Source organism: Thiobacillus sp. SCUT-2 (assembly GCF_035621355.1).
GTDB classification, from domain to species: Bacteria; Pseudomonadota; Gammaproteobacteria; order Burkholderiales; family Thiobacillaceae; genus Thiobacillus; species Thiobacillus sedimenti.
In genome coordinates, this window is sequence record NZ_CP141769.1 from 1,556,923 (window position 1) to 1,577,350 (window position 20,428).

General features: G+C 64.9%; 23 protein-coding genes and 1 tRNA gene. 1 reads left to right on the plus strand and 23 read right to left on the minus strand.

Annotated features, from left to right (window positions below):
- Window position 1: 1 nt before the first annotated feature.
- The 22 genes from nuoK to VA613_RS07695 form a co-directional block, all read right to left on the minus strand.
- Window positions 2–307: an NADH-quinone oxidoreductase subunit NuoK gene (nuoK, locus tag VA613_RS07590; protein WP_324778498.1), complete on the minus strand. Its 306-nt coding sequence runs from the start codon at window positions 305–307 to the stop codon at window positions 2–4.
- Complete coding sequence (locus VA613_RS07595) at window positions 304–942, minus strand: NADH-quinone oxidoreductase subunit J (RefSeq protein WP_324778499.1); 639 nt, start codon at window positions 940–942, stop codon at window positions 304–306. Before VA613_RS07595 ends, nuoK begins: the two co-directional genes overlap by 4 nt.
- Window positions 943–1,096: 154 nt before the next feature.
- The gene (gene nuoI, locus VA613_RS07600) at window positions 1,097–1,585 is read right to left on the minus strand and encodes an NADH-quinone oxidoreductase subunit NuoI (RefSeq protein WP_324778500.1); all 489 of its coding nucleotides are present in this window, start codon (window positions 1,583–1,585) and stop codon (window positions 1,097–1,099) included.
- Between the two features lie 7 nt (window positions 1,586–1,592).
- A complete protein-coding gene (gene nuoH, locus VA613_RS07605) occupies window positions 1,593–2,594 on the minus strand; it encodes an NADH-quinone oxidoreductase subunit NuoH (RefSeq protein ID WP_324778501.1) in 1,002 nt (333 codons plus the stop codon).
- A gap of 14 nt (window positions 2,595–2,608) precedes the next feature.
- The gene (gene nuoG, locus VA613_RS07610; RefSeq protein ID WP_324778502.1) at window positions 2,609–4,963 is read right to left on the minus strand and encodes an NADH-quinone oxidoreductase subunit NuoG; all 2,355 of its coding nucleotides are present in this window, start codon (window positions 4,961–4,963) and stop codon (window positions 2,609–2,611) included.
- A 4-nt stretch (window positions 4,964–4,967) separates the two neighbouring features.
- Entirely contained in the window at window positions 4,968–6,248 is a 1,281-nt protein-coding gene (gene nuoF / locus VA613_RS07615; RefSeq protein ID WP_324778503.1) for an NADH-quinone oxidoreductase subunit NuoF, read from the minus strand.
- Entirely contained in the window at window positions 6,245–6,718 is a 474-nt protein-coding gene (nuoE, locus tag VA613_RS07620; protein WP_324778504.1) for an NADH-quinone oxidoreductase subunit NuoE, read from the minus strand. The genes nuoF and nuoE overlap by 4 nt, the downstream gene beginning before the upstream one ends.
- On the minus strand, window positions 6,718–7,971 hold the full coding sequence (locus VA613_RS07625; protein WP_324778505.1) for an NADH-quinone oxidoreductase subunit D: 1,254 nt from the start codon (window positions 7,969–7,971) through the stop codon (window positions 6,718–6,720). Before VA613_RS07625 ends, nuoE begins: the two co-directional genes overlap by 1 nt.
- The gene (locus VA613_RS07630; protein WP_324778506.1) at window positions 7,971–8,570 is read right to left on the minus strand and encodes an NADH-quinone oxidoreductase subunit C; all 600 of its coding nucleotides are present in this window, start codon (window positions 8,568–8,570) and stop codon (window positions 7,971–7,973) included. Before VA613_RS07630 ends, VA613_RS07625 begins: the two co-directional genes overlap by 1 nt.
- A 6-nt stretch (window positions 8,571–8,576) precedes the next feature.
- Entirely contained in the window at window positions 8,577–9,053 is a 477-nt protein-coding gene (locus VA613_RS07635; RefSeq protein ID WP_324778507.1) for a NuoB/complex I 20 kDa subunit family protein, read from the minus strand.
- Window positions 9,054–9,057: 4 nt separating this feature from the next.
- A complete protein-coding gene (locus VA613_RS07640; RefSeq protein ID WP_324778508.1) occupies window positions 9,058–9,414 on the minus strand; it encodes an NADH-quinone oxidoreductase subunit A in 357 nt (118 codons plus the stop codon).
- A gap of 155 nt (window positions 9,415–9,569) precedes the next feature.
- Window positions 9,570–9,654: transfer RNA gene (locus tag VA613_RS07645), tRNA-Leu, on the minus strand.
- Between the two features lie 33 nt (window positions 9,655–9,687).
- On the minus strand, window positions 9,688–10,038 hold the full coding sequence (gene secG / locus VA613_RS07650) for a preprotein translocase subunit SecG (protein WP_324778509.1): 351 nt from the start codon (window positions 10,036–10,038) through the stop codon (window positions 9,688–9,690).
- Window positions 10,039–10,062: 24 nt separating this feature from the next.
- Window positions 10,063–10,809, minus strand: a complete 747-nt coding sequence (gene tpiA, locus VA613_RS07655) for a triose-phosphate isomerase (RefSeq protein WP_324778510.1) — start codon at window positions 10,807–10,809, stop codon at window positions 10,063–10,065.
- Window positions 10,810–10,873: 64 nt separating this feature from the next.
- A complete protein-coding gene (pstB, locus tag VA613_RS07660; protein WP_324778511.1) occupies window positions 10,874–11,656 on the minus strand; it encodes a phosphate ABC transporter ATP-binding protein PstB in 783 nt (260 codons plus the stop codon).
- An 18-nt stretch (window positions 11,657–11,674) separates the two neighbouring features.
- A complete protein-coding gene (gene pstA / locus VA613_RS07665; RefSeq protein ID WP_324778512.1) occupies window positions 11,675–12,520 on the minus strand; it encodes a phosphate ABC transporter permease PstA in 846 nt (281 codons plus the stop codon).
- 5 nt (window positions 12,521–12,525) lie between these two features.
- On the minus strand, window positions 12,526–13,503 hold the full coding sequence (gene pstC, locus VA613_RS07670) for a phosphate ABC transporter permease subunit PstC (RefSeq protein ID WP_324778513.1): 978 nt from the start codon (window positions 13,501–13,503) through the stop codon (window positions 12,526–12,528).
- Between the two features lie 125 nt (window positions 13,504–13,628).
- Window positions 13,629–14,648 (minus strand): phosphate ABC transporter substrate-binding protein PstS, encoded by a 1,020-nt coding sequence (gene pstS, locus VA613_RS07675; RefSeq protein WP_324778514.1) that lies wholly within the window; start codon window positions 14,646–14,648, stop codon window positions 13,629–13,631.
- Between the two features lie 89 nt (window positions 14,649–14,737).
- Complete coding sequence (gene glmM, locus VA613_RS07680; RefSeq protein WP_324778515.1) at window positions 14,738–16,102, minus strand: phosphoglucosamine mutase; 1,365 nt, start codon at window positions 16,100–16,102, stop codon at window positions 14,738–14,740.
- The gene (gene folP, locus VA613_RS07685; protein WP_324778516.1) at window positions 16,092–16,931 is read right to left on the minus strand and encodes a dihydropteroate synthase; all 840 of its coding nucleotides are present in this window, start codon (window positions 16,929–16,931) and stop codon (window positions 16,092–16,094) included. Before folP ends, glmM begins: the two co-directional genes overlap by 11 nt.
- A gap of 55 nt (window positions 16,932–16,986) precedes the next feature.
- A complete protein-coding gene (ftsH, locus tag VA613_RS07690) occupies window positions 16,987–18,879 on the minus strand; it encodes an ATP-dependent zinc metalloprotease FtsH (protein ID WP_324778517.1) in 1,893 nt (630 codons plus the stop codon).
- 66 nt (window positions 18,880–18,945) lie between these two features.
- Window positions 18,946–19,614, minus strand: a complete 669-nt coding sequence (locus VA613_RS07695; RefSeq protein WP_324778518.1) for an RlmE family RNA methyltransferase — start codon at window positions 19,612–19,614, stop codon at window positions 18,946–18,948.
- Between the two features lie 40 nt (window positions 19,615–19,654).
- On the opposite strand from VA613_RS07695, the gene VA613_RS07700 reads away from it, so the two are divergent.
- The gene (locus VA613_RS07700) at window positions 19,655–19,951 is read left to right on the plus strand and encodes a YhbY family RNA-binding protein (protein ID WP_324778519.1); all 297 of its coding nucleotides are present in this window, start codon (window positions 19,655–19,657) and stop codon (window positions 19,949–19,951) included.
- Between the two features lie 17 nt (window positions 19,952–19,968).
- Here VA613_RS07700 and VA613_RS07705 read toward each other — a convergent pair whose 3' ends face one another.
- Complete coding sequence (locus VA613_RS07705) at window positions 19,969–20,427, minus strand: DUF4149 domain-containing protein (RefSeq protein WP_324778520.1); 459 nt, start codon at window positions 20,425–20,427, stop codon at window positions 19,969–19,971.
- Between the last annotated feature and the right edge of the window lies 1 nt (window position 20,428).

Below are 20,428 nucleotides of genomic sequence, written 5' to 3' on the forward strand. Positions count from 1 at the left end.
GTCAGCCTTTCAGATGGTCGAGGTCATCGACGTTGATCGTGCGCAGGTTGCGGAACAGCACCACGAGGATCGCCAGGCCGATTGCCGACTCCGCCGCGGCGACGGTCAGGATGAAGAAGACGAAGATCTGGCCGTGGATGTCGGCCAGGTAATGCGAGAACGCCACGAAGTTCATGTCGACCGCGAGCAGCATCAGTTCGATCGCCATCAGGAGGATGATCACGTTCTTGCGGTTGAGGAAAATTCCCAGGACGCTGATGGCGAACAGGATGCCGCCCAGGATCAGGTAATGCGACAGCGAGATCATGCACCCTCCTCCCCGGAATCCGGAACGCTGGCCGCCGGCCCCTTTTCGGCCGGCATCTTGACGATGCGCAGGCGCTCGTTGCGCGAGACCTTCACCTGCTGCGCCGGATCGAGATACTTGCTGTCCTTGCGGCGCCGCAAGGTCAGCGCGATCGCCGCGACAATGGCCACGAGCAGGATGACGGCCGCCAGTTCGAACGCATAGGCGTATTCGGTGTACAGCACCCGCCCGAGTTCCTTGGTGTTGCTGTAACCGGCCGGATGCGGCGACGGCGCGCCGATCACCTCGAGCCCGAAATGGCGCCTGCCAAGGATCAGGGCCATTTCGATCACGAGCAGGACGGCGACGAAGCCGGCGAGCGGCAGGTAGTCCCAGAATCCCTCCCGCAGTTTCTCCAGATTGATGTCGAGCATCATCACCACGAAGAGGAACAGCACCATCACCGCGCCTACATAGACCAGTACCAGCGTGATCGCGAGGAACTCGGCCTCGAGCAGCATCCAGAGGGCCGCCGCGGTGAAGAAGGCGAGCACCAGATAGAGCGCGGCGTGCACCGGGTTGCGCGCGGTGATGACGCGCAATCCGGCGAAGATCAGGATGGCGGAGAATAGGTAGAAGATCGCGGTCGTATACATAGGGGTCAGGGGCTAGGAATGAGGGGCACGGGGCGTGAATCCAGCTTCCGCGCCCATGCTCGAAATCATCCGCTCGCCTACCTCCCGTTTCATTCGTGTTCGTCGTTTCAACATGAAGCGCGCATCGCGCGCCATCCCTGGCCCCTAACGGCCATCACCGATACTTCGCATCCTGCGCCCGATCCTTTGCGATCTGCTCTTCATAGCGATCCCCGATCGCCAGCAGCATGGGCTTGGTGTAATAGAGATCGCCCCGCTTCTCGCCGTGGTATTCGAGGATGCGCGTCTCGACGATCGAGTCGACCGGACACGATTCCTCGCAGAATCCGCAGAAGATGCATTTGGTCAGATCGATGTCGTACCGGGTCGTCCGCCGCGTGCCGTCGACGCGCTGTTCGGACTCGATCGTGATCGCGAGCGCCGGGCACACTGCCTCGCACAGCTTGCAGGCGATGCAGCGCTCCTCGCCGTTGGGATAGCGACGCAGCGCATGCAGGCCGCGGAAACGCGGGCTCTGCGGGGTTTTTTCCTCGGGAAACTGCACGGTGATCTTGCGCGCGAACAGGTGGCGGCCGGTCAGCATCATGCCGCGCACGAGTTCGACCAGAAGCAGGCTGCCGAAGAACTGGGTGATCCGTTTCATGGCGCGTTCAGTGGAAGAGATGCCCGTACGACGTCTGCATCATCGCGCCGATGAATACGATCCAGACGAGGGTGATGGGGATGAACACCTTCCAGCCCAGGCGCATGATCTGGTCATAGCGATAGCGCGGGAAGGTGGCGCGGAACCACAGGAACAGGAACAGCACGAAGCCGGTCTTGAGCAGCCACCAGACGATGCCGTCGGGCAGGAAGGGCAACGGCGACAGCCAGCCGCCGAGGAACATCAGGGTGGCAAGCGCGGACACCAGGATCATGTTGGCGTACTCCGCGAGGAAGAACACCGCGAACGCCATGCCCGAATACTCGACGTGGAAACCGGCGACGATCTCCGATTCCCCTTCCGCAACGTCGAACGGCGCGCGGTTGGTCTCGGCCACCCCGGCGATGAGATAGACGAGGAACAGCGGAAACAGCGGGATGAAATACCAGTGCCAGAAGCCGCCCGCCTGCCCCCGCACGATCTCCACGAGATTGAGCGACTGGGCCGCCATCAGCACGCCCACCAGCGCGAACCCCATGGCGATCTCGTAGGAGACGATCTGTGCCGCCGAACGCATGGCGCCGAGGAAGGCATACTTCGAGTTCGAGGCCCAGCCGGCGATGATGACGCCGTAGACGCCCATCGAGGTGATCGCCATCACGTAGAGCAGGCCGGCGTCGATGTTGGCGAGCACCAGCGTATCGGTGAAGGGAATCACCGCCCACGCCGCCAGCGCCGGGGCAATGGCGAGGATGGGCCCAAGGATGAACAGCCCGCGGCTGGCCCCCGAGGGGATGATGATTTCCTTCATCAGCAGCTTGACCGCGTCCGCGATCGGCTGCAGCAGTCCCTGGAATCCCACCCGATTGGGACCGATACGCACCTGCATCCAGCCGATGATCTTGCGCTCGGCGTAGGTCAGATAGGCGACGCCCAGCATCAGCGGCACCACCAGTGCGATGATCTTGATCAGCGTCCAGACGACGGTCTGAATCGCGGCCCAGTCCATGCCCAGGCCCTCCATCAGGCCGGCTCCGCCGTGATCGGGCCGAACATCGGCCCCAGCCCCGCCGTCAGCGGATGACCGCTCGGCACGCGGATGCAGTTGTCGGGCAGGAGGTCGTCACGCTGCACCTTCAGCGTCAGCGCCGACGCGGTCTGCCGCACCGAGACGCGGCCATTTTCCGCAAGCCCCAGCTTCGCGATCAGCCGGCTGTGCATGCGCGCGACCGGCAGCGCGGCGTCCAGCGTCAGTTGCAGCGACGGCGAACGGCGGACCACGGCGTCGGTCTGGTAGATCGGCACCTCGGCGACGCGCTCGAGGCCGTCGTGCGGCTGCGGCGGCGTCAACGCCGTGGCGTCGACCTCGTTGTTGAGGAAGGCCTGCACGCTGCCCGTCGGCGTCTCGCCCAGCGCCTCGCGCAGCACTTCCTGGGAGTCGTTGTGGTCGAAGCCGGCCAGGCCCAGCAGGTTGCCCAGCACGCGCAGCACCTTCCAGGCCGGACGCGTCTCGCCGAGCGGCTTCACCACGGCGGAAAAGCTCTGCACCCGGCCTTCGGTGTTGACGAAGGTGCCCGAAGTCTCGGTCCACGGCGCAATCGGCAGCAGCACGTCGGCGTAGTCGAGCGACTTGCCCTTGTAGGGCGACATCACCACGACGAAGTCGGCGGCGTTGATGCTCGCCATCGCGGTCACCGGGTCGTGCGTATCGAGCTCCGCCTCCACCCCCAGAAGCAGGTAGGCCGACAGTGGCCGCGCCAGCATCTGCTGCGCGTTCAGCCCGCGTATCGCCGGCTGGCCGAGCGCGCCGCGATGCGGCACCGCCCCCACCGCCGACGCGCCGACGCTGTTGGCCGCCTCGCCCAGCACGCCGAAGCTCGCGCCGGCGAGTTTCGCGACTTCCTGCGCGAGCGCATGGATCTGCGCGTAGGTCGGATGGTGCTGTGCCATGTTGCCGAGGAAGACGGCGCGGGTCTCGCCGCCGGAAATGCTGGCGGCCATCTTCTTCGCGATGTCGTCGGCGACGCCGTGCGCGGCGATCGCCGGCACCGGCACGGCCTTCAGTTCGGCCAGTGCGACGCACACGCCAGCCAGCGCCGCGGCGAGCTGCGACGGCGCGACGATGCGCTTGGCGTGCACCTTGCCGAGAAATTCGTCCTCGGCCGCGTTGATCAGGTTGAGCTCGCCGTACCAGCGCACCGATTCGCGGATGCGGTGCGCCATCAGCGGGTGATCCTTGCGCAGGTTCGAGCCGACCACCAGCATGCGGTTCAGGCGCGACATGTAGGTGACCGGCATGCCGAGCCAGAAGCCGCCGCGCGCCTTGTCGTCGAGGCTGAAGTCGGACCAGCGCAGGCGATGGTCGACGTTGCCGCTCCCCATGCCGCGCATCAGCTTCTGCAGCAGGTAGAGCTCCTCCGCCGGGCGGTAGGGCGTCGACAGCGCGCCGATCCGGTCCGGGGCAATCGCCTTCAGCCGCTCGGCGACATGTTCGAGTGCCTGCTGCCACGTCGTCTCGACCCACTGGCCGTCATGCTTGACCATCGGCTGCGCGAGTCGCTCGGCGGTATTGAGGCCCTCGTAGGAGAAGCGGTCGCGATCGGCGAGCCAGCACTCGTTGACGTCCTCGTTCTCGCGCGGCACGACGCGCATCACCTTGTTTCCCTTGACGTGGACCTCGAGGTTGGAGCCCAGGCTGTCGTGCGGGCTGATCGACGGCCGCCGCGACAGTTCCCAGCTGCGCGCGGTGTAGCGGAAGGGCTTGCTGGTCAGCGCGCCCACCGGGCACAGATCGATGACGTTGCCGGAGATCTCGGACGCGACCTGGGTTTCCAGGAAGGGCATCACCTCGGTGTGCTCGCCGCGCCCGGCCATGCCGAGTTCCATGATGCCGGCGATCTCCTGCCCGAAGCGCACGCAGCGGCTGCAGTGGATGCAGCGCGTCATGTCGGTCGCGATCAGCGGCCCGAGGTTCTTCTCGATCACCACGCGCTTCACTTCCTGATAGCGCGACGCCGAGCCGCCGTAGCCGACGGCAAGATCCTGCAATGTGCACTCGCCGCCCTGGTCGCAGATCGGACAGTCGAGCGGATGATTGATCAGCAGGAACTCCATCACCGCCTTCTGCGCATTGATCGCGTATTCGGAGCGGGTATGGACCTTCATCCCGTCGGTGACCGGCGTCGCGCAGGCCGGCAGCGGCTTCGGCGCCTTCTCCACCTGCACGAGACACATGCGGCAGTTGGCTGCGATGGACAGCTTCTTGTGGTAGCAGAAATGCGGGATCGTGATGCCGAGCTGGTTGGCGGCGTCCATGATGGTCTTGCCGCTCTCGACCTGGAGCGACTTGCCGTCGATTTCGATGTTCAGGGTCGCCATCCGGTTACACCATGCAGCGCTTGTGTTCGACGTGGTACGCGAACTCGTTGCCGAAATGTTTGAGAAAGCTCTGCACCGGCATCGCCGCGGCGTCGCCCAGTGCGCAGATGGTGTGGCCGCCGATGTGGCTCGCCACGCTGTTGAGCAGCTCGAGGTCTTCCGGCCTGCCCTCCCCGTGCTCGATCCGGTGGATGATGCGGTACATCCAGCCGGTTCCCTCGCGGCACGGCGTGCACTGGCCGCACGATTCCTCGAAGTAGAAGTACGACAGCCGCTCGAGCGCACGCACCATGCACACCGTCTCGTCCATCACGATCACCGCGCCGGAACCGAGCATCGAACCTGCCTTGGCGATGGAGTCGAAATCCATGGTGCAGTCCATCATGACGCTGCCGGGCAGCACGGGCGCCGACGAACCGCCCGGAATCACGGCCTTGAGCTTGTGGCCGTTGCGCACCCCGCCCGCCATGTCCAGCAGTTCGGAGAATGGCGTACCGAGCGGCACCTCGTAGTTGCCCGGCTTGTTGACATGGCCCGAGACCGAGAACAGCTTGGGCCCGCCGTTGTTCGGCTTGCCGAGCTCGAGGAAGGCCTGGCCACCGTGCTGCACGATCCAGGGCACCGAAGCCAGCGTCTCGGTGTTGTTGATCGTGGTCGGCTTGCCGTAGAGGCCGAAGCTTGCCGGGAAAGGCGGCTTGAAGCGCGGCTGCCCCTTCTTGCCCTCGATCGATTCGAGCAGCGCGGTCTCCTCGCCGCAGATGTAGGCGCCATAGCCGTGGTGCGCGTGCAGCTGGAAGCTGAAGTCGGTGCCGAAGAGATGGTCGCCGAGGTAGCCCGCCTCACGCGCCTCCGCGAGCGCGCGCTCGAAGACCTCGTAGATCTCGAAGATCTCGCCATGGATGTAGTTGTAGCCCACCTTCGCGCCCAGCACGTAGCCGGCGATCGCCATGCCCTCGATCAGCTGGTGCGGGTTGTAGCGCAGGATGTCGCGGTCCTTGAACGTGCCCGGCTCGCCCTCGTCGCTGTTGCAGACGATGTACTTGTCGCCGGGGAAGGCGCGCGGCATGAAGCTCCACTTGAGTCCGGTCGGGAAGCCCGCGCCGCCGCGCCCGCGCAGGGCGCTGGTCTTCAGCTCGGCGATGATGGCGTCGCCCGGGACCTGCTCGGTGACGACGCGGCGCAGTGCCTGATAGCCGCCATTCGCGACATAGGTCGCCAGCGACGCCGGGTCGTCGAGCGCCTGGGTCCAGCTGCAGACCTGGTGGGTGGGCGTCAGCAGGCTCATTCCATCTTGTCCAGCAACTCGTCCACCTTCTCGGGCGTGAGATGGGTATGCATCTTGTGGTTGTTGTGCAGGCACATCGGCGCATCGCCGCAGGCGCCCATGCACTCGCCCTCCCTCAGCGTGTAGCGGCCGTCCTCGGTGGTCTCCCCGAAGCCGATGCCGAGCTTCTGCTTCAGATGTTCGGCGATCTCGTTCGCCCCCATCAGCACGCACGGCAGGTTGGTGCACACGGTAATCTTGTGACGACCACCCGGCCGGGTATCGTACATGTTGTAGAAGGTCGCGACCTCGTAGGCGGCGATCGCCGGCATCTCGAGATACTCGGCGACGAACTCGATCAGCTCGGGTCTGAGCCAGCCCTGCTCGGCCTGCGCGATGCGCAGCGCGCTCATCACGGCCGACTGCTTCTGGCCGGCGGGATACTTGGCGACTTCGGCGTCGATCGCCGCGAGCGATTCCTGTGACAGCATCAGCGGTCGATCTCCCCGAAAACGATGTCCTGCGTACCGATGATGGCGACGACGTCGGCGATCATGTGGCCGCGCGACATCTCGTCGAGCGCGGCAAGATGAGCGTAGCCCGGCGCGCGGATCTTCAGACGATACGGCTTGTTGGCGCCATCCGACACCAGGTAGATGCCGAACTCGCCCTTGGGATGTTCCACCGCCGCGTAGGCTTCGCCGGCCGGCACGTGCATGCCCTCGGTGAAGAGCTTGAAATGGTGGATCAGTTCTTCCATGTTCTGCTTCATCGACAGGCGGTCGGGCGGCGCCACCTTGTGATTGTCGACGATGACTGGGCCCGAGTTCCTGCGCAGCCAGTCGACGCACTGCTTGACGATGCGGTTGGACTGCCGCATTTCCTCGATCCGAACCAGATAGCGGTCGTAGCAGTCGCCGTTGGTGCCGACCGGTATGTCGAAGTCCATGCGGTCGTAGACCTCGTAGGGCTGCTTTTTCCTGAGGTCCCATTCGACGCCGGAACCACGCAGCATGGGACCGGTGAAGCCGAGCGCCTTGGCGCGCTCGGGCGAAACGACGCCGATACCGACGGTGCGCTGCTTCCAGATGCGGTTGTCGGTGAGCAGCGTCTCGTACTCGTCGACGTAGGTCGGGAAACGCTGGGTGAAGTCCTCGATGAAGTCGAGCAGCGAACCCTGGCGGTTGGCGTTCATCGACTTCAGCGTGGCCTCGTTGCGGGTGTGCTGCGCCGCATACTGCGGCATCGTGTCGGGCAGGTCGCGGTAGACGCCACCGGGACGATAGTAGGCCGCATGCATGCGCGCGCCCGACACCGCCTCGTAGCAGTCCATCAGGTCCTCGCGCTCGCGGAAGGCGTAGAGGAAGACCGTCATCGCGCCGACGTCGAGTGCGTGCGCGCCGAGCCACAGCAGGTGGTTGAGGATGCGCGTGATCTCGTCGAACATCACGCGGATGTACTGCGCCCGCTCCGGCACCTCGATGCCGAGCAGCTTCTCGATCGCCATCACGTAGGCATGTTCGTTGACCATCATCGACACGTAGTCGAGGCGGTCCATGTAGGGCACCGACTGGATGAAGGTCTTGTGCTCGGCAAGCTTCTCGGTCGCGCGGTGCAACAGGCCGATGTGCGGGTCCGCGCGCTGGATCACCTCGCCGTCGAGTTCCAGCACCAGGCGCAGCACGCCATGCGCGGCCGGATGCTGCGGGCCGAAGTTCATCGTGTAATTGCGGATCTCGGCCATCAGCGTCCTTCCCCGTAGCTTTCGTCCCGCACGATGCGCGGGGTGATCTCGCGCGGCTCGATCGACACCGGCTGGTAGATCACGCGTTGCTGCGTCGGGTCGTAGCGCATCTCGACGTGGCCGGACAGCGGAAAATCCTTGCGGAACGGATGGCCGATGAAGCCGTAGTCGGTCAGGATACGGCGCAGGTCCGGATGCCCCTCGAACACGATGCCGAAGAGATCGAACGCCTCCCGCTCGTACCAGTTGGCGGAGGGCCAGAGCTCCGTCACCGACGCCACCACCGGCAGATCGTCGTCAGGGCAGAAAGCCCGCACGCGCACGCGCTGGTTGTGCGCAATCGAAAGCAGATGCACGACGACCGCGAAACGGGACCCTTCCCACGCACCGTCGCCATAGTCGGCGTAGTCCATCCCGCACAGGTCGAGCAGTTGTTCGAAGCGGCAGTCTGGATGGTCGCGCAGCGTGCGCATCGCCGATGCGTACGCTTCGGCCTTGACGACCAGCGTCACTTCGCCCAGCCGGACGAACGCGTGGACAAGCGCCTCGCCAAGCAGCGTTTCCAGCGACGACAAGAGGGATTCCACGGACTGCGGCATGAGCGTTCAGCGGGCGATGGTGTTGGTTCGCTTGATCTTGTTCTGCAGCTGGATGATGCCGAACAGCAGGGCCTCCGCGGTCGGCGGGCAGCCGGGAACGTAGATGTCGACGGGCACGATGCGGTCGCAGCCGCGCACCACCGAGTAGGAATAATGGTAATAGCCGCCGCCGTTGGCGCACGAGCCCATCGAGATCACCCAGCGCGGCTCCGCCATCTGGTCGTAAACCTTGCGCAGGGCCGGCGCCATCTTGTTGCATAGCGTGCCCGCAACGATCATGACGTCCGACTGGCGCGGGCTCGGACGAAACACGATGCCGAAGCGATCGAGATCGTAGCGCGACGCACCGGCCTGCATCATCTCGACGGCGCAGCATGCCAGGCCGAACGTCATCGGCCACATCGAGCCGGTGCGCATGTAATTGATGAGCTGATCGGCCTTGGTCGTGACGAATCCCTGCTCGAGGACACCTTCAATGCTCATGCCGTCATTCCCACTCGAGCGCACCCTTCATCCACTCGTAGATGAACCCGACGACGAGGATGCCCAGGAACACGAGCATGGCGATGAAACCCGCGAGGCCGATCTCCTCGAGCACGATCGCCCACGGAAACAGGAACGCGATCTCGAGATCGAACAGGATGAACAGAATGGCGACCAGGTAGTAGCGCACATCGAACCGCATGCGCGCATCCTCGAATGCCTCGAAGCCGCACTCGTAGGGAGAGAGCTTTTCGCTGTCGGGGCGATGCGGCGCCAGAATTCCCCCTGCAACGATCGGCCCGATGCCGAAAGCCAAGCCAACCAGAATGAACAGCAGAATGGGGAGGTAGTTCTCCAGCACCGGGGCCTCCGACTTTGCCTGTGCCAGGCGTTTAATTGTGAGTCGAGTGTATTAGTGCGGAGCGCCGCCTGTCAAGGCGAAAAAGCGGTATTTTTGTCTTATTAATCAGTGACTTATTCAATAGCTAACACTAATGAATCAATCAGGAAATTTGATGGTGCCGACGGCGAGACTCGAACTCGCACGACCTAGGTCACTACCCCCTCAAGATAGCGTGTCTACCAATTCCACCACGTCGGCCATTGGGCTTGCGCCCGGATGGGTACTTCAGAGTTACTTCGGGATCTCTCCCGCTTTCGAGCCCGGCCCTTGGGCCGGGACTTGCGCCGGTGCTGCAGGCTGCGCTGCAGGTGCCGGCACCGCCGCACGCTCAAGCACGCTCGTCGGCTTGTGCTGCTGGAGCCCGAAATAGGCCAGTCCCAGGCTGGTCAGGAAAAACAGCCCTGCCAGCACGGCCGTGCTGCGGCTCAGGAAATTGGCCGAACCGCTCGCCCCGAACAGGCTGCCTGCCGAACCGCTGCCGAATGCCGCACCCATGTCCGCCCCCTTGCCATGCTGCAGCAGCACCAGCGCAATCAGCGCGATGGCAACGAGAACGTGAACGATCCAGACCAGAGTTTCCATGAGTTGATGCTTGCGGGGCAATGCCTATCGAGCGGCTGCGCGGCAGATGGCGATGAACTCGTCGGCAACCAGGGAGGCCCCGCCGATCAGTCCGCCATCGATATCCGGCTGAGCCATCAATTCTGCCGCATTCGCGGCTTTTACGCTACCCCCGTATTGAATGACGAGGCCATCGGCGACGGCACCGTCGAGCGCTGCGATCTTGCCACGGATGAATGCATGCACGGCCTGCGCCTGCTCCGGGGTTGCCGTCTTGCCGGTGCCGATCGCCCAGACCGGCTCGTAGGCCACCACGGCCTTGCCCAGCGACCCCACGCCGGCGGCCTGGATCACGGCGTCGAGCTGGCGCGCGACGACGGCTTCGGTCACGCCGGATTCGCGCTCCTGCAGCGATTCGCCGACGCACAGGATCGGCGTCAGGCCGGCCGCCTGTGCCGCCATGTATTTCTTCGCCACGATCTCGTCGCGCTCGCCGTACAGGCTGCGGCGCTCGGAGTGCCCGACGATGACGTACTTGCAGCCGAAATCGAGCAGCATCGCGGCCGACACCTCGCCGGTGAACGCACCCTTGGGTTGCTCGGACAGATTCTGCGCACCCCAGGCGATCGACGAGCCCGCAAGCGCGGCCTGCGCCTGCGCAAGATAGGGGAACGGCACGCACACGGCGGCCTCGATTCCGGCGAGGGCGGGTTTGATGGCGGCCAGCAGCGCGGCATTTTCTGCGAGGCTGCCGTGCATTTTCCAGTTACCGGCTACGAGCTTCTTGCGCATGGGAGTCTGCCAAAGAAAAGTGCGCGATAGTAAGCGCTGAGCGCGCCCCGGTCAACCGCTGCGGTCAGCCGAAGCGCCCCGTGATGTAGTCTTCGGTCTGCTTCTTGGCGGGCCGCATGAAGATGGTGCCGGTCTCGTTGAACTCGACCAGCTCGCCCATGTACATGAATGCCGTGTAGTCGGAGATCCGCGCGGCCTGCTGCATGTTGTGCGTGACGATGGCGATGGTGTAGTCGCTCTTCAATTCGTTGATGAGCTCCTCGACCTTGGCAGTGGAAATCGGGTCGAGCGCCGAGGTCGGCTCGTCGAGCAGGACGATTTCCGGCTTCACCGCCACGGCCCGGGCGATGCACAGGCGCTGCTGCTGGCCGCCCGAGAGCGACAGGCCGCTCTTGTTCAGCTTGTCCTTCACTTCGCCCCACAGCGCGGCCTTCTTCAAGGCCCATTCGACGCGGTCGTCCATCGCGCTCTTCGACATGCGCTCGTAGAGCCGGACGCCGAAGGCGATGTTTTCGTAGATCGTCATCGGGAAAGGCGTCGGCTTCTGGAACACCATGCCGATCTTGGCTCGCACGAGGTTCACGTCCTGGCTCTTGTCGAGCAGGTTCTTGCCATGGAACAGGATCTCGCCCTCGGCACGCTGCCCCGGATAGAGGTCGTACATGCGGTTGAAGGTGCGCAGCAATGTCGATTTGCCGCAACCCGACGGGCCGATGAAGGCGGTCACCTTCTTGTGGGCAATGTCGAGATTGACCTTGCTGAGGCCCTTGAATTCCCCGTAGTAGAAGTCCAGGTTGCGGACTTGCAGTGCGACGTTCTCGCCGGGTGGCAGGGTTCGTTCAGACATCAGATCGCTCCGGAGAAATTAACGTTTGTCCTTGTTGCGGAAGACGACACGCACGCCGACATTGACCGCGAGCACCAGAAAGGCGATCAGCAGCGCCCCGCCCCAGGCCAGGTTGACCCAGTTGTCGAACGGGCTCAGCGCGAACTGGTAGATCACGACCGGCAGGTTGGCCATGGGCTTGGCCATGTTTGTGCTGAAGAACTGGTTGTTCAGCGCGGTGAACAGCAGGGGGGCCGTTTCACCCGTAATGCGCGCCATCGCCAGCAGGACGCCGGTCACCACACCGGATTTGACCGCCCGCAACGTGACCTTCAGCGACACCTGCCAGCGCGGCGCACCGACGGCGAAGGCCGCTTCGCGGAGGCTGGTCGGCACCAGCTTCAGCATGTTCTCGGTGGTCCGCACCACGACGGGGATCGCGATCAGCGACAGGGCCAGCGATCCCGCCCAGCCGGAGAAGCCGCCCGTCGTCGCGACAAACAGGGCGTAGACGAAGAGGCCGATGACGATCGACGGCGCGGACAGCATGATGTCCGTCATGAAGCGGGTGAGGGACGCGAACTTCGACACGCGGCCGAATTCGGCGAGATAGATGCCCGCCAGAATGCCGACCGGCGTGGAAATCAGCATCGAGAACAGCAGGATGAGACCGCTGCCGACGATGGCGTTGCGCAGTCCGCCGCCGTCCGAACTCGGTGCCGGGGTGTCCTGGGTGAAGAGATCCCAGCTCAGCACGGCAAAGCCCTTCGAGAACAGCGTCCACAGGATCCACAGCAATGCCACCAGCCCCACGCTCATGGCGAGCATGGAAAGCGTGATGCCGATGCGGTTCCGCCAGAGCCGACGGGTATAGAGACTCATCATGTCGTTTACAGCCCTTCGGAACCCATGCTGCGGCTGATGAGCCAGCGCGAAATCGCAAGCACGACGAAGGTGATGACGAACAGCACCAGGCCCAACGCGAACAGCGACGAAATGTGCAGGCCCGGGTCGGCTTCGCCGAATTCGTTCGCCAGCGTCGACGCGATCGACGTGCCTGGCGCAAACAGGCTGCCGGTGATGCGGTTGGCGTTGCCGATCACGAAGGTGACCGCCATCGTCTCGCCCAGGGCCCGCCCCAGGCCCAGCATGATGCCACCGATGACGCCGACGCGCGTGTAGGGCAGGACGATGTTGCGCACCACTTCCCACGTCGTGCAGCCGACGCCGTAGGCGGATTCCTTGAGCACGTGCGGCACGGTCTCGAACACATCCCGCATGACGGAGGCGATGAAGGGAATGATCATCAGCGCAAGAACGATGCTGGCTGCGAGAATGCCGACGCCGATGGGCGGGCCGGCGAACCATCCGCCGATGACCGGTACTTCGCCCAGCCATTCCTGAAGAGGCGGCTGCACATGCTCGGAAAACAGTGGCGCGAAGACGAACAGGCCCCAGATGCCGTAGACGATCGAAGGGATGCCGGCCAGCAGTTCGATCGCCGTTCCGAGGGGCCGGCGCAGCCACAGCGGGCAGGTCTCCGTGAGGAACAGGGCGATGCCGAAGCTGATCGGCACCGCCATCAGCAACGCCAGCACCGACGTGACGACGGTGCCGTAGATGGCCGCCAGCGCGCCGAACTGGTCGTCCGGCACGCTCCACACGTTGGTCCAGAGGAAAGCCGGTCCGAAGGTCTTGAGGCTGGGCCAGGCCTCGATCCCCAGCGACACGAGGATTCCGGCCAGCGCCGCGAGCACGACGAACGCGAAGAGCTGCGTGGAATGATGAAAGAACATGTCCTGCAACCGGAATTTTCGGACCTGCCTTGCATGCAGGTCGATTCCGGAAGGTGCGCTGGGCTCGCTCACAATGGGATGCCTATGGGTTCGGTTCTTGATATCTGCTGAAACAGCCGCAGGAACGGCAGCCGCTTTAGCAGAAAGCCGGGGCAGCATGCTGCCCCGGCCGACATCGGTTCAACGGATCTGCGGTCTTACTTGATGTTCTTCATTTCCGCTTCGACCATCTTCACGACGGTGGACGGCAACGCCACATAGCCCAGTTCAGCCGCTTCTTTCTGGCCGTTGTTGAGCGACCAGGTGAAGAAGTCGACGATGGCCTTCTGCCTGGCGGCATCGGCACCCTTCTCGTAGGCCAGCACGTAGGTCGCCGTGGTGATCGGCCACGCGTTCTTCGCCGACTGGTCGAGCAGGTCCGGCGCCATGCCGCGGACCTTGAAGTTCGCACCGGCAGCGGCGTCGGCGACCGACTTCTGGCTCGGAACGATGAAGCTGCCGGCACGGTTCTTCAGCGCCACGAACTTCATGTTGTTCTTCACCGCATCGGAGAAGTCGACATAGCCGATCGTGCCCTTGATCTTCTCGACGTTGGCGGCGACGCCCGGGTTGCCCTTGCCGCCGATCGAGTTGGCGGGCCAGTTCACGGTGTTGCCTGCGCCGACTTCACGCATGAACGCGGCGGACTGCTTGGCGAGGTAATTGCTGAATGCGTAGGTCGTACCGGAGCCGTCGGAGCGGTTCGCCACGGTGATCGCCAGGCTGGGCAGCTTCAGGCCGGGGTTGAGCTTGACGATGGCCGGGTCGTTCCACTTGGTGATCGCGCCACGGAAGATGTCGGCAGCGGTGACGCCGTCCAGCTTCAGTTGACCGGACTGTACGCCGGGAACGTTGAGGACGATGGTGACGCCGCCCATCACGGTCGGGAACTGCACCAGGTGCGCGGCGTCCAGATCGGCCTCGCTGAGCGGTGCATCGCTGCCCGCGAAATCGACGGTCCTGGCCTTGATCTGCTTGACACCGCCCGACGAGCCGATGCCCTGGTAGTTGACCTTCGCGCCGGTCTTGGCCTGGTAGCCTTCGGCCCACTTGGTATAGATGGCATAAGCGAAGGTGGAGCCCGCGCCGGTGATGTCGGCGGCCAGCGCGCTGACCGAGAAAGCCAGACCCATGGCGGCGGCCAGGGAGCCCTTGGCCAGTTTGTTCAGTGCAAGCATGTGAATCTCCGGTAGTTTTGACTGTGCCGCATAGGCGACGCAGGCATACTAACGGGCGAATATTACAGAACTATTTCAGCCCGGGGAAATCATCCGCCGGACGCCGCCGCCCTCACGGCAGCGGCGATGGATTCGGCCGTTTCCCTGACCAGCGCGGCGTCGCGGCCTTCCACCATCACGCGGATCAAGGGCTCGGTGCCCGACGCGCGCAGCACGATCCGCCCGCTGCCATTCAGCACCGCCTCGGCGCTCGCCACCGAGGCGTCGACCGCGGGCGCGTCACCAAGCTTGAAGCCCTTGGCCACGGGCACGTTGATCATCATCTGCGGATAGATTTCGAGGTCGGCGGTGAAGCTCTCCAGCGTCTCGCCGGTCGCGCGCAGGGCATGCAGCACCTGGAGCGCCGAGACGATGCCGTCGCCCGTGGTGTGCTTGTCGAGGCACAGGATGTGGCCCGACGTTTCCCCGCCCAGCGTCCAGCCGTTGGCGTGCAGCCGCTCCAGCACGTAGCGGTCGCCGACCTTGGCGCGCTCGAACGGAACATGGAGGCGCGCCAGCGCGTGCTCGGTACCCAGATTCGTCATGAGGGTGCCGACCACCCCGCCCTTCATGCCGCCGGATTGGACGCGGTGACGCGCGATGACGTAGACGAGCTGGTCGCCGTCGTAGATGCGCCCACTGGCATCGGCCATCATCAGGCGATCGCCGTCGCCGTCGAGGGCGATTCCCAGGTCGGCCTGGTGCGCACGCACCGCGTCGGACAGCGCCTGCGTATGCGTCGCGCCACATGCCTCGTTGATGTTGAAGCCGTTCGGGTCCTTGCCGATGGCGATCACCTCGGCACCCAGTTCATGCAGCACGTGCGGCGCGATGTGATAGGTGGCGCCGTGCGCGCAGTCGACCACGATGCGCAGCCCGCGCAGGTCGAGATGGTTGGGATAGGTGCTTTTGCAGAATTCGATGTAGCGCGCCGCGGCATCCTCGATCCGCCGCGCGCGGCCGAGCTGGCGTGCCTCGACGGTGCGAATGGGCTGCTCCAGCAGCGCCTCGATCGCCTCCTCGACGCTGTCGGGAAGCTTCTGGCCGCTGGCGGAGAAGAACTTGATGCCGTTGTCCTCGAAGGGATTGTGCGACGCGGAGATCACCACCCCGGCCTGCAGCCGCAGCGCGCGCGTCAGATAGGCGACCGCCGGCGTCGGCATCGGGCCCGTCATCAGCACGTTCACGCCTGCGGCCGTGAAGCCGGCTTCCAGCGCCGCCTCGAGCATGTACCCGGAGATCCGCGTGTCCTTGCCGATCAGCACGGTGGGATGCTGGTTGGGCGGCAGGCTGCCGCGGTCGGCCACGAGCACCTGCCCGGCCGCATAGCCGAGGCGCATGACGAACTCAGGCGTGATGGGCGATTCGCCCACCCGGCCCCGCACGCCGTCGGTACCGAAATATTTACGTCCCATCCCTGTATTCCTCCACTGCATTCCAGACCGCCAGCGCGTCGCGCATGGCGGCCACATTGTGCACCCGGAGCAGCCGTGCCCCTTTCGCGACGGCGATCAGGTGGGCCGCCACCCCGGCAAATTCGCGTTCGTCCACGTCACGTCCGGTCAGCATGCCCAGCATCGACTTGCGCGACAGGCCGGCCAGCACCGGCAGCCCGATCGCGGCAAGCTGCTCGAATCGCCGCAGCAGCGCCAGGTTGTGCTGCAGGGTCTTGCCGAATCCGAAGCCGGGATCGATCACCAGCCGTTCGCGCGCAATGCCGGCTGCAAGGCAGGCATCGACCCGCTCTTGCAGGAAATCCCTCACTTCCGCGACGACATCGACGTAATGCGGCGCCTCCTGCATGTGCTGCGGCTCGCCCTGCATGTGCATGAGGCAGACCGCCACGCCGGATGCCGCCACGGCGTCGAGCGCGTCCCGTGCCCGCAGCGCCGCGACGTCGTTCACCATGGCGGCGCCCGCCGCAAACGCCGCACGCATCACCTCCGGCTTCCGGGTATCGACCGACACAAGGCAATGCTCGCGGGCGAGCGCCTCGACGACCGGCAGCACACGCCGCATCTCCTCGGCCACGGAAACGGCTGCGGAGCCCGCGCGGGTCGATTCGCCGCCGACGTCGAGGATATCGGCTCCGGCTTCGCGGAGCTTGAGCGCATGAACGATCGCCGCCTGCGCGTCGGGCAGGCGTCCCCCGTCCGAGAACGAGTCGGGCGTGACATTGACGATGCCCATGATGCGCGGGCGGGAGAGCGACAGGCGGTGGGAGCCGGCGTGGAGGACGGACATGAAAAAAAGAGGGGCCAAAGCCCCTCTATTGTAGCGGGTAAGCTCGGAACGCCGCTCAGGCTTCCTGGGCCGGCTGCGCCGTCGGCGCCGGTGCGCTGGGCTTGTCGCCGCCGCCGGAAGGCGGCTGCGGCGTGGCCGAGGGCTTCGGCGGACGAACCGGCAGCCCGGCCATGATGTCGGCAATCTGCTCGGCGTCGATGGTCTCGTACTCGAGCAGCGCCGCGGTCATTGCCTCGACCTTGGTACGGTTGTCGGTGAGGATCTTCTTCGCGAGCGCATACTGCTCGTCGAGGATGCGACGGATCTCCGCATCGACCTTCTGCATCGTCGCCTCGCTCATGTTCTTGTGCGTGGTCACCGAGCGGCCGAGAAAGACCTCGCCCTCGTTCTCGCCGTAGACCATGGGGCCGAGCGCCTCGGACATGCCGTAGCGCGTCACCATGTCGCGCGCGATGCTGGTCGCGCGCTCGAAGTCGTTGGAGGCGCCGGTCGAAACGCTGCCGACGAAGATCTCCTCCGCTACGCGGCCGCCGAACAGCATACTGATCTGGGCCAGCATCTGGTCCTTGTACAGGCTGAAGCGATCCTGCTCCGGCAGCGACATCGTCACGCCGAGGGCGCGGCCGCGCGGGATCACGGTCACCTTGTGCACCGGGTCGCAGCCCGGCAAGCTCATTCCGATGACGGCGTGGCCGGACTCGTGGTAGGCGGTCTTCTTCTTGTCCTCGGGCGTGATCACCATGGACTTGCGCTCGGCCCCCATCAGGATCTTGTCCTTGGCCTTCTCGAAGTCGTCCATGTCGACGAGGCGCTTGCTGCTCCGCGCCGCGAACAGCGCCGCCTCGTTGACCAGGTTGGCGAGGTCGGCGCCGGACATGCCGGGAGTCCCGCGTGCCAGGATGTCGGCGCGCACGTCGGGCGCGACCGGCACCTTGCGCATGTGCACCAGCAGGATCTGCTCGCGGCCGCGGATGTCGGGCAGGCCCACGACGACCTGGCGGTCGAAGCGGCCCGGGCGCAGCAGCGCCGGGTCGAGCACGTCGGGGCGGTTGGTCGCGGCGATGACAATGACGCCGGCGTTCGCCTCGAAGCCGTCCATTTCGACCAGCAGCTGGTTGAGCGTCTGCTCGCGCTCGTCGTTGCCGCCGCCGAGGCCGGCACCGCGCTGGCGGCCGACCGCGTCGATCTCGTCGATGAAGATGATGCAGGGGGAGTTCTTCTTCGCCTGCTCGAACATGTCGCGCACCCGCGCGGCACCGACGCCGACGAACATCTCGACGAAGTCGGAACCGGAGATGCTGAAGAACGGAACCTTCGCTTCACCGGCGATCGAACGTGCCAGCAGGGTCTTGCCGGTGCCCGGCGGGCCGACCATCAGCACGCCGCGCGGGATGCGGCCGCCGAGTTTCTGGAACTTGGACGGGTCCTTGAGGAATTCGACCAGTTCGGCGACGTCCTCCTTCGCCTCGTCGCAGCCGGCGACGTCGGCGAAGGTCACGGGATTCGCGTTCTCGTCAAGCAGCCGCGCACGGCTCTTGCCGAACGAGAAGGCGCCGCCGCGGCCGCCGCCCTGCATCTGGCGCATGAAGAAGATCCACACGCCGATCAGCAGCAGCATCGGGAACCAGGAAATGAACAGGCTCATCAGGAAGGACGGCTGCTCTTCCGGCTTGGCCTCGACCGACACGCCGTTCTTCAGGAGATCGGACACCATCCAGGGATCGTTCGGCGCATAGCTCGTGAAGCGCTGGCCGTCGGTCCGCTCGCCCCGCAGGACGTTGCCCTCGATCACCACCTTGGCGATCTGCTGCTGCCGCACTTCCTCGATGAATTGCGAGTACGGCATCTGCGACTGCGCGGCCCGCTGGGTACCGAACTGGTTGAACACCGTCATCAGGATCACCGCGATGATCAGCCAGATGGCGATGTTCTTGGACAAATTGTTCACGATTGCTCCTTGGTGCCGCGTCCAGCACGATTAATACGACGCCCTGCGTTTAGACTCATTCTAAACCTAGTCCTGCGGACTTGCCACCGAATCCCGCGCCCCCGCTTCCAGCGGGCGGCGCCCCAGCAGGTAGACCTCGGTACTGCGGTCGCGCGACGCGTCCGGCTTGCGGATCAGCACCTGCTCGAACGCCTCGCGCATCTGCCGCCGAAATGCCTCGAAACCGACGCCCTGAAACACTTTGACGAGAAATGCACCGTCCGGTTTCAGCCATTTCACCGCAAATTCGAGCGCCAACTCGCACAGTTCATAGTGGCGCGCCTGATCGCGAAGCATCACGCCACTGATATTGGGGGCCATATCGCTTAATACAAGGTCAACCCGCCCATTTTGCAAGCGTTCCTCCAGCCACGCCAGGGCCGCGATGTCGCTGAAATCGCCCTCCAGGCTCTCGACGCCCGCCAGCGGCGCCACTGGCAGCAGGTCGATCGCGAGCACGCGCCCCTGCCGCTTCATCCTCTGCACCGCCACCTGGCACCAGCTGCCCGGTGCAGCGCCGAGGTCCACCACCGTCATTCCCGGGCGCAGCAGGTGGTCGCGCTGGTCGATCTCCAGCAGCTTGTAGGCGGCACGCGAGCGGTAGCCGTCGACCTGCGCCCGCTTGACGTAGGGATCGGTCACGTGCTCGTGCATCCAGGCCTTGCCCGATTTGGTTCGCTTCGGCTTATGCACCATCTCTATCGGCTACAATCCGCCCTCGATTGAAGGAATACGCATGAAATCACTCACCCCCGCCCAGCGGCAATACCTCAAGGGACTGGCGCACAGCCGCCAGCCGGTGGTCATGATCGGGAGCAACGGCCTGACGCCGGCCGTCCTGAAGGAAATCGAGCGCGGCCTCGCCGCCCACGAACTGATCAAGATCAAGGCTGCCAGCGACGAGGCGGATACGCGTCGGGCCTGGCTCGAGGAAATCTGCACGGCAACCGGCGCAGCGCCGGTGCAGCAGATCGGCAAGATATTGGTGATTTATCGCGCTGCCGCGAAGCCGGCGATCATCCTGCCCGCTTGAAGCGGCACACGGGGCGTTTATCGCGCCAGCCCCGAGCGCCAGACCAGGAGCAGCCCGAGCGCGCTCTGGATCAGGTAAAGAATGCTGGAAACGCCATGCCAGTGCGCAAAGCGGTCGGCGAACACGCTCTGCATCACCGCGTGGGGCATGGCTTGATCCTTCAGGCTTTGCAGGATCGGCTGGATCCAGAAATGGCCGGCGAGCGTCAGCAGCAGCATCAGCGCCACTGCCCAGAAGAACAGGGTTTTCATCGCCGCGGCGCCGTCGCGGACGATCCGGTAGAGGAGCAGATAGACGGCCGCGGCGATGCCGATCCACGCCATCACTCCAAACAGCTTGCCCGCCAGCATCCCGGCCAGCTGCTTGTCGCCCAGGGAAGCGAACAGCACCGGTGCGGCGACATAGCCGATCGCCCACATGCCGCCGATCCACAGCACCAGCAGCCCGCCGGCCAGCCCGTCCCAGAAGCGCCGCATC

Bases quoted from the DNA above. Each gene is read 5' to 3' on its own strand.
- nuoK (WP_324778498.1), bottom strand. From the start codon at position 307: ATGATCTCGCTGTCGCATTACCTGATCCTGGGCGGCATCCTGTTCGCC.
- VA613_RS07595 (WP_324778499.1), bottom strand. From the start codon at position 942: ATGTATACGACCGCGATCTTCTACCTATTCTCCGCCATCCTGATCTTC.
- nuoI (WP_324778500.1), bottom strand. From the start codon at position 1,585: ATGAAACGGATCACCCAGTTCTTCGGCAGCCTGCTTCTGGTCGAACTC.
- nuoH (WP_324778501.1), bottom strand. From the start codon at position 2,594: ATGGACTGGGCCGCGATTCAGACCGTCGTCTGGACGCTGATCAAGATC.
- nuoG (WP_324778502.1), bottom strand. From the start codon at position 4,963: ATGGCGACCCTGAACATCGAAATCGACGGCAAGTCGCTCCAGGTCGAG.
- nuoF (WP_324778503.1), bottom strand. From the start codon at position 6,248: ATGAGCCTGCTGACGCCCACCCACCAGGTCTGCAGCTGGACCCAGGCG.
- nuoE (WP_324778504.1), bottom strand. From the start codon at position 6,718: ATGCTGTCACAGGAATCGCTCGCGGCGATCGACGCCGAAGTCGCCAAG.
- VA613_RS07625 (WP_324778505.1), bottom strand. From the start codon at position 7,971: ATGGCCGAGATCCGCAATTACACGATGAACTTCGGCCCGCAGCATCCG.
- VA613_RS07630 (WP_324778506.1), bottom strand. From the start codon at position 8,570: ATGCCGCAGTCCGTGGAATCCCTCTTGTCGTCGCTGGAAACGCTGCTT.
- VA613_RS07635 (WP_324778507.1), bottom strand. From the start codon at position 9,053: ATGAGCATTGAAGGTGTCCTCGAGCAGGGATTCGTCACGACCAAGGCC.
- secG (WP_324778509.1), bottom strand. From the start codon at position 10,038: ATGGAAACTCTGGTCTGGATCGTTCACGTTCTCGTTGCCATCGCGCTG.
- tpiA (WP_324778510.1), bottom strand. From the start codon at position 10,809: ATGCGCAAGAAGCTCGTAGCCGGTAACTGGAAAATGCACGGCAGCCTC.
- pstB (WP_324778511.1), bottom strand. From the start codon at position 11,656: ATGTCTGAACGAACCCTGCCACCCGGCGAGAACGTCGCACTGCAAGTC.
- pstA (WP_324778512.1), bottom strand. From the start codon at position 12,520: ATGATGAGTCTCTATACCCGTCGGCTCTGGCGGAACCGCATCGGCATC.
- pstS (WP_324778514.1), bottom strand. From the start codon at position 14,648: ATGCTTGCACTGAACAAACTGGCCAAGGGCTCCCTGGCCGCCGCCATG.
- glmM (WP_324778515.1), bottom strand. From the start codon at position 16,102: ATGGGACGTAAATATTTCGGTACCGACGGCGTGCGGGGCCGGGTGGGC.
- folP (WP_324778516.1), bottom strand. From the start codon at position 16,931: ATGTCCGTCCTCCACGCCGGCTCCCACCGCCTGTCGCTCTCCCGCCCG.
- VA613_RS07695 (WP_324778518.1), bottom strand. From the start codon at position 19,614: ATGGTGCATAAGCCGAAGCGAACCAAATCGGGCAAGGCCTGGATGCAC.
- VA613_RS07700 (WP_324778519.1), top strand. From the start codon at position 19,655: ATGAAATCACTCACCCCCGCCCAGCGGCAATACCTCAAGGGACTGGCG.
- VA613_RS07705 (WP_324778520.1), bottom strand. From the start codon at position 20,427: ATGCGGCGCTTCTGGGACGGGCTGGCCGGCGGGCTGCTGGTGCTGTGG.